We start from the raw sequence: 7,411 nt of genomic DNA, 5'->3' as shown, positions 1-7,411 counted from the left end.
TCGCACACTTTAAAACAAAATCAAAGAGTAAAAAGTTTCTTAAAATTCTGCTAGCAATAACACTAGCAGAAATGCCCCATATTTTCGCTAACGCCTTTGCTTTTTTTAATCTTATAAGCCTGCATAATCCAATTTACTACAGATTTGCAATCCTATCATGTTATTACCCCGCAACCATATTAATATAACCGTTAACTATAGTAGTCAGTTAAAATCAGCACTATATAACCAATATATCCATTTATCTTATTATACCTTTTAGTAAAAATTTTATTTTCACCCAATGAAAAAGCACCAAGATTGCGTCAACCTAACTAACATCGACTTTAATAGGTAATCCATTTAGCTTAAGCATAAGAAAAATAACTTAACCTCACCCCATTAAAACGCACCTGGCCTAACTCGAATACTGCCCGTTATCGTCTTCCAGATAACCATCAGCTCTTTTTCATTATACGGCGTGCTATCCTTATGCGGATTATAATACATCTTCATATATAATTTCGGCGTCTTCGGTGTCGGGTCTGTCATATGAATAGTCATCAAAAATTTATAACCAATATCATCATTGTAGCCCAGTGATTCATCATAAGCATCTTTCGCTACAAAATAACTACCTTTTACTATCCACTCCTCAATCTGTAAACCATGACTTTCTCGGCGCCCCTTATAGATGGTTTTTCCACGCCCTTCAGTAAAATAGTTCGTCGGTTTTTTTAATAGTGGGTAGTCCTCAGCAAAATCATCGGAACTCAATACAAAATTAAAATCCTCAATACGCTCATGTGTATAACCAAAATAAATATCTTTCCATGCCTCATCGATTTCCTGCATAAAACTATAGCCTAAACAAATTCCCCGCTCAGTAGGTATCTGTAAATCATCACGTGGCTGAATACGTTCAAATAAACGATGCATCTCTTGCAACTTATCAGGTACGTTATTTCCATATAATCTTGGGCTTTCCTTACGATCCTCGTCATAGCGAGAAGCTAAGCCATTTTGGGCATTTATCTCTATTTTTAATGTCACTCCATCCTGCCACCTATATCCTTCCAAGATTCTAGCTGAATCCGGAGTACTGGTATCTTCCATCCGTTCAAAAATAATACCTTCACCATTATTGGCAGCTTGGATAGGATAGCTATTTTTTAAAAAAGTCCCATCAATAATATCTATGGGTCGCGTATGTTTTAGTTCCTGTTCACGCAGGGCTATCATCTGTTTAAATGCTGGCCGATATTGCTGGCGGGTTTTAATATTTACATTATGGTTCTTATAAATAAATTCCATCTCTTTATTCGGTTTAAACACCGATGGTAAATCAATTAAATAGACACTAAAACCGCGTGTGGGTGACTGACTGAGTAACTGCGAGATATGTTGCTGCTCTGATGCTGATAAATTCTCCATACCGATATCCTTTTGTAGATAATGACAGCCCACTAAGGGGATAGTTATGACCATAGGTAACACAATGACCCGAATTAAATTAGCTATCTGCTTCATAGTTTTATATGTCCTGTATCATAGTGATGATAGCGCGCAGGGTAAATTCCTGACTGCGCCCCTGCTTGTCTTTATAAGCTGGCTCATGTCCAATATCTAAACCTACCCGGCTTTTCAAATATGTTATTGGAATTTCTCCCGATTTTTTCGGCACGGTATTATCACCATTTTCCTTAGCCCTTTGTAATGTATACACTTGTCGCCAAGAATGATTATCCGGAGCCAGTCGTAAGCGCCTTATTTCGCCAAGCTCACGTAAATTTAGCCGCCTTTTATCCCCTATATAATCCTCATTAGGCAAAAAACGGCTTTTAACCTTAGTAAAATCCTCTGGGGAATAAGGCTTGATAAAACATTGCTCTAATTTTCCCTCCCAGTGTACACTTTCGTAGGTAAGGAAATCTGCTTTAATTTTATTAGCTTCTTTTTTCGTATCTATCCCATAAAAGGCATAAGTATTAGGATGATAATTATCCTTTATTTTATCATGGAAATTTTTAACCTTGTTTCTAATAATCCTTTCATAGGCATCCCAATCCTCTTTCATTAGATTTGAATCATATTTGGTATTTAAAGGGTTGATTAAATGTGGCTCACATAACCCCCACCACTTATCTTTTTCCAAATAAATTTCTTTATAAGGATCTTGTTTTGGGTAGGTCTCTTTGGTGTCATCAGCATGATGAATAGTAAGCCAGTTATAACCATAGTTTGGTGAGGGTAATAATTGTAAGGGACCAGGAGACTGCGAGCAGACCGCGGTCATTTCCTCTGCATCATCACCAATCACTTCCGAAACAATTTTACCGATAATGCCCGTCATTGCCGCACCTTGCTTCATGCGCGTGTAAGCCGCAGCTGCCCCCGTTGACGGTAACACCCCATGCACTACCCCATAGACTTTATCCTCACCACCAAGCTCTTTTGTATAATAACGGGCAACTAATCCACCCATTGAGTGGGTCACTAAAATCACCTTGCTCAACTTACTTTTATTTCTTCGATAATATTGTGGTAACTGTACCTCAATTAAATTTTTTAATGCATTTGCACTACTCTCAATTGAAGCTAACCAGTTATAACCCATAGCATGCACTGGAAATGCGTAATTATCACAGAGAGATAGCTGTTTTTTATCTAAGAATAAATTTTGTTTAGAGCCCACATCTACAGTAAACGACGGCATATCGATCAACTTATTTAATACTTGAGATAAACTACCGTTCTCACTATACAGATGTTCTTGTAACCAGGGTAAAAAATCACCGTAACTCATATTGGCAACCGTGCCCCAACCGCGTTTTGAACGTGGTCCAAAAGCGTGTTCATCATTATTGTCTTTTCTTGCCTTTTTAATTTTTCCCCGATCATCTACCAGTACTTCATTAGGATTAAGATCTTTACGCCGTACCTGAGCTGAGCCAAAATAAGGTAATGCCCAGCCCAGTAAATTTGTTATACCATCCATACTATTGGTTTCTGGACGCCAGATAATATCCCCGTTCTTATTTTTTAAATTACTACCCATTACCCCCGGCAAAAAAATAACCGGTATCAGTTGCTTTTTCTTTTCAATATACATCTGCTGCAGCTGACTTTCATCGCTTGGCTGCGTTAACATTTGATAGCTACCACTCATCGACTTTTCCCTTAATGTAATTATCGCTGATGACCACAGCTATGACCGCAGCCGCTGAGCGGTAATTAGCTGTAAATAATAATGCTGTTGATGGTAATAGATGATTAATTGTGGCTGTTGCTGCTGCAAACTCGCATCACAGGCTATAGCACTGATAAAGTAAGGGGTTAATAGTGACGGCTGCGCAAAGGTCTCATCAATATTTCGCAGCGTATTTTTTTCAATTATCGCCAGATTGATTTGATTAATCGCAATCGATAAATCTTGGTATGCCGCTTTCTCTACCCCTGACACCCAAACCCGGTTTAAATCTGTCGCCTTAAGTTGATTATAAATTAATAACTGTCGAATATCTTCAGCAATGGTTGCCAGCGTAGTCTGCATTATCCGCCCTAACCACGCTTTTGCGTGTAATTGCTGCTGTGTCAAAAACGAAGTATTACTTATCAGCAAGGCGCTAACAAATTTACTATAGCCATAAAAATCTATATCGGTATACTGACAAACTAATAATAACGATAGTTCTAACTCTGCTTCATTATCTATTGCCGTGGTAATAACATCATCATAATCATTTATCGGCTCTGCTCTTAAATCCCAGCGCGCAAAAATAGCATCGGTTAAATCCCTATCTTCCATTAATACCGCGGGCACATAAATATGACTAAGATAATAACGGTAAGTCGGGTATTGCTGCTCTAACCGCTGCATCACCTCATCCAAAAACCAGTAAATCTGACGACGATTATCTGAATGAAACAAGGGGCGAGCTCGATACGGATAGAGTGCAATATCCTCACCAGTTAACGCCTTTAAGGTATCCTGCTCAGCCGATATTAAATGATAACCTAGTACCGGTATTTGGCACTGACTCCACTGCTGCCATGCTTGTACTATAGCGTGATTCTGCTGCTGATACTGCTCACTGGCCAGCGCAGAATAAGTATATTGGGTTAGCGTAAAGGCTATGCTAATGGTCCAAATTAATACCGGCACGCCAAGACTATATCCCCAAAACAAAATCGTATCGATATGACTGCAGAAAAGCAGCATTATCCCTATACTAATCATAACCAATAAGATTAAACCTAATCCCCAGCGCCAATACCGTGGACGCTGGCGAGTCGGATATACTGCTAATTCAGGTATTGGCCATCCCATTGATAACTCCTTACTTAGCCATTGTTGACTCTATCTCTAATTCAAAAAACGTATTGGTTATTTACCTGCTTCATTATTATCTGGGTCAATAATAATCGTTACCGGCTCGACAAACAGACTATGTTGCGGTGGTAATAGCCCCTTATCATCCGTCATGGTATGAATCTCCGTCTTATCCGCGCGTACTATTCGTACTTTATGGTTTTTCACCAGTGAATTATCATGTTGCCACCGTAACTGCGATTTAAGCGTATAAGTCGGATTAGATTGCTCATTAGTTAATACACTGATACTTTTGGGTCCCGTCTTTTTCCAAACCGCTGTTTTATTATCTATCGTATCTTCTGCGCCAATTTCTACACTTTTGCCCGCCAAACGAATATAAGCCCCACCGCCATTTAATATGAGCTCGTTAGGCGAAGAGATGACTACCCGTCCTTGCTGACTGGATATCGTGATATCTTTAGATGCCATTAAACCCATGTCATCGTTTTGAGCCTGAATATCCACTTTGCCATGATATGCCAAGAGTTTAATTCCAAACTTCTGCGCAAATAAGCTAATCACTTCGCCCGCAGCTAAAGTGAACTTCTTTAGTATATTTATATCAGCGTGATGCTGACTGGTCATTATTAGGTTTTCCCCCGCCGATAATTGAATACTTTTCGGCGTCACCTGTGCTATCCCTTTCGGCGAGGAAAACAGCATGGTCGCCTCTTTTAGCTCAGTTAACGACTCCGTTAATAATTGTTTTTGTGCCTTTAAATCGGCTAACTCCGCTTTAGCATGCTCCGCCGCTTGTTGCAAATGACTTACTAACTCTAACGCTTGTTGTAACTGCTGATTTGCTTGCTGCATATCAAGCTGCTGACCCTGCGCTTCGGGCTGAGCATCAGTGCTAATAAACAAGCCTTTAGCTGTGCGAATCGCTCCCCACTCATCCGTTCTTAATTCAAATCCATGCCCTCTTAATTGCTTATTCTTATCAACTAAATGCCCTAAATTAAGCTGGCTCTTACCATATTCTGTGGCTAATTTAATATGCTCCTCACCACGTTTATCATCCATACGCAGTTTATTATTCGCCGCGGTTCGTATCACATTTCGATGTTTATTGATGGTGCTGACATGGTCTGGATGGCAACTGTCGTGCAAAGCATAAGCAATATAAGGACGATTAGGATTACCTTCAGTAAACGCTATCGCTACCTCCGTCCCCGTTATTAACGGAAAATGAAATCCATATTGTTCCCCTGCATAGGGCTTTGCTAACCGTAACCACAGGCTTTCCTCTCCATTTTTCCACTCACTTAAATCAAAGTTAAATTTAACTCGATAACGCCCTTGCGTATCAATATAACCATACGTATCATTATTCGGGCTGGTGATTCTTGCTGGCAACGTGCCGCTTATTTTGGGTGAGGAAATAACCTCCGGTCGATAGGGTTTTAACACATTAAACGGCAACGCCGTAAACTCTATTTCATAACTGTCTGTACGATTACCTCGTCCCTGTGTACTTAAAATAATTATCCCTTCACTGATATCTTGCGCTAATGGTGCCGATTTTATTATTATCCGTTGCCCCGGCGCTAAACTATATTGGTTACTTTTACCCTTAATGATTTGCTGCTGGCTAATATGCTGCTGATGTCTTATTGCCGAATACCATGCCCCCGACTCCACCTCATCTTCATCGCCTTGTTGTTTATAGTGGGCGCCATAGTGATAGTGATGACCATATGTCGTCCTGTCTTCCGGCTGACTGTTGGTCTGTGCAAGCAGGGTATTTCCTGACCGACGGTAGTTATAATCCTGCACCTGTACTAATTGAGGAACGGTGCTACTTTGTAGCTGTAAATCCCATACACTCGCCTCACCACCATCATCCATACCACTTGTTGGCTTATAAACGATACTATGACTCGTAGCAAATCCCTGTTCTGTATCGCTTATTACTAATACCTCACAGTTATGCTCCTTATCAATCTCAAACCGAAACCACACCCCTATATCCGCTAAAATACGCTGAATAAACGCTAAATCACTCTCTTGCCACTGCGTAATAAATTCTCGTGAAGGGTAGCTTTGACTCAGTGCTAAACGGTAATCCACTCCCGTAAAACCATGCTTGCGTAATAGCTGCTCCACCACCGCTATCACACTTTGATGTTGATAAATAGCGCTGTAATGCTGTAAACCTAATAACGCTAAACGTGACGTTAACACCACTTTATAACGTGCTTCCTCCCGATTTGTCGCCAACTGGCTAAAAGCCGTAATCACCCCATAAAGCGTTCTGGGTAAAGTCTGTAACGTTAATAAACTCAGTTCTGTTAAAAAAGGAATCTGTTCTGGCTTGGGATGAAAAATAAACGTCGCGGCTCTCGTCAGTAGCGCCTCCGCCTGTAGCTGCTTATCGCCTGTGGTGAAAGTGATTTCGTAACGCCATGGCTGATTTAATCGCTCTTCACCCGTCACTGACAATACCGATAAGGGTACTTGATTACCGCTAATATGTAAGGTGTAGTCATGAACAGACAACACATTATGGATTTGGTTTATATCTGAAATATTGAACATGGCGCTGTCCTTTTAGCTATTTTAACGCCTAACACAATTAATATACTGCCCTGCCTGAAGTGAATTAATTGGTTAGTTAGGTATTTATACCTACCTCTTTGCTATTTTTAATCGATGCAAAAACGATTATCATTCTTCAATAAAACTAAATCCCATTTTATCTAAACCGATAAAAAATAACAGAAGTTAACTAAAAAATTGTGCGACCATTCCCCTCCATTAAACCATTTTTATGCGCTACTTCACATTATTTATCATCAATATAACGTCCATTGTCGATAAATTAACTGGCTTTTTCTTAGAACATTCAACATTCGCAACCTTTAACCCTGAAAAATACTTCACCCTAAATTCAACCATCTAGTGATATGCTCGCACTCTTTCATGCCCAAAAGTGTGCACATACCTCTATCCATAGCAACTAATAACTAATAACTAATAACTAATAACTAATAGTGGTATACCCATATCAACCAAATAAATCTACAAATAAGTAAAATAGAGTAATACTGTTCTATC

At 39.7% G+C, this 7,411-nt stretch carries 4 protein-coding genes; all 4 read right to left on the bottom strand.

Annotation, left to right across the window (positions count from 1 at the left end):
• Nucleotides 1-381 precede the first annotated feature (381 nt).
• Genes O970_RS09770 through O970_RS09755 form a run of 4 tightly spaced genes read right to left on the bottom strand, consistent with a single transcriptional unit; the run spans nt 382 to nt 6,892 of the window.
• The gene (locus O970_RS09770) at nt 382-1,509 is read right to left on the bottom strand and encodes a T6SS immunity protein Tli4 family protein (protein WP_133459504.1); all 1,128 of its coding nucleotides are present in this window, start codon (nt 1,507-1,509) and stop codon (nt 382-384) included.
• Between the two features lie 4 nt (nt 1,510-1,513).
• A complete protein-coding gene (locus tag O970_RS09765; RefSeq protein WP_133459503.1) occupies nt 1,514-3,148 on the bottom strand; it encodes a lipase family alpha/beta hydrolase in 1,635 nt (544 codons plus the stop codon).
• A gap of 39 nt (nt 3,149-3,187) precedes the next feature.
• On the bottom strand, nt 3,188-4,309 hold the full coding sequence (locus O970_RS09760) for a hypothetical protein (protein ID WP_133459502.1): 1,122 nt from the start codon (nt 4,307-4,309) through the stop codon (nt 3,188-3,190).
• Between the two features lie 57 nt (nt 4,310-4,366).
• Nucleotides 4,367-6,892, bottom strand: coding sequence for a type VI secretion system Vgr family protein (locus O970_RS09755; RefSeq protein ID WP_133459501.1), 2,526 nt, complete (start codon nt 6,890-6,892; stop codon nt 4,367-4,369).
• Nucleotides 6,893-7,411: the final 519 nt, after the last annotated feature.

It is taken from the genome of Candidatus Schmidhempelia bombi str. Bimp (genome assembly GCF_000471645.3).
In the GTDB taxonomy this organism is placed as follows: domain Bacteria; phylum Pseudomonadota; class Gammaproteobacteria; order Enterobacterales; family Orbaceae; genus Utexia; species Utexia bombi.
Note: the sequence above shows the minus strand (reverse complement) of the source record. Positions and strands in the feature narration are given on the sequence as shown.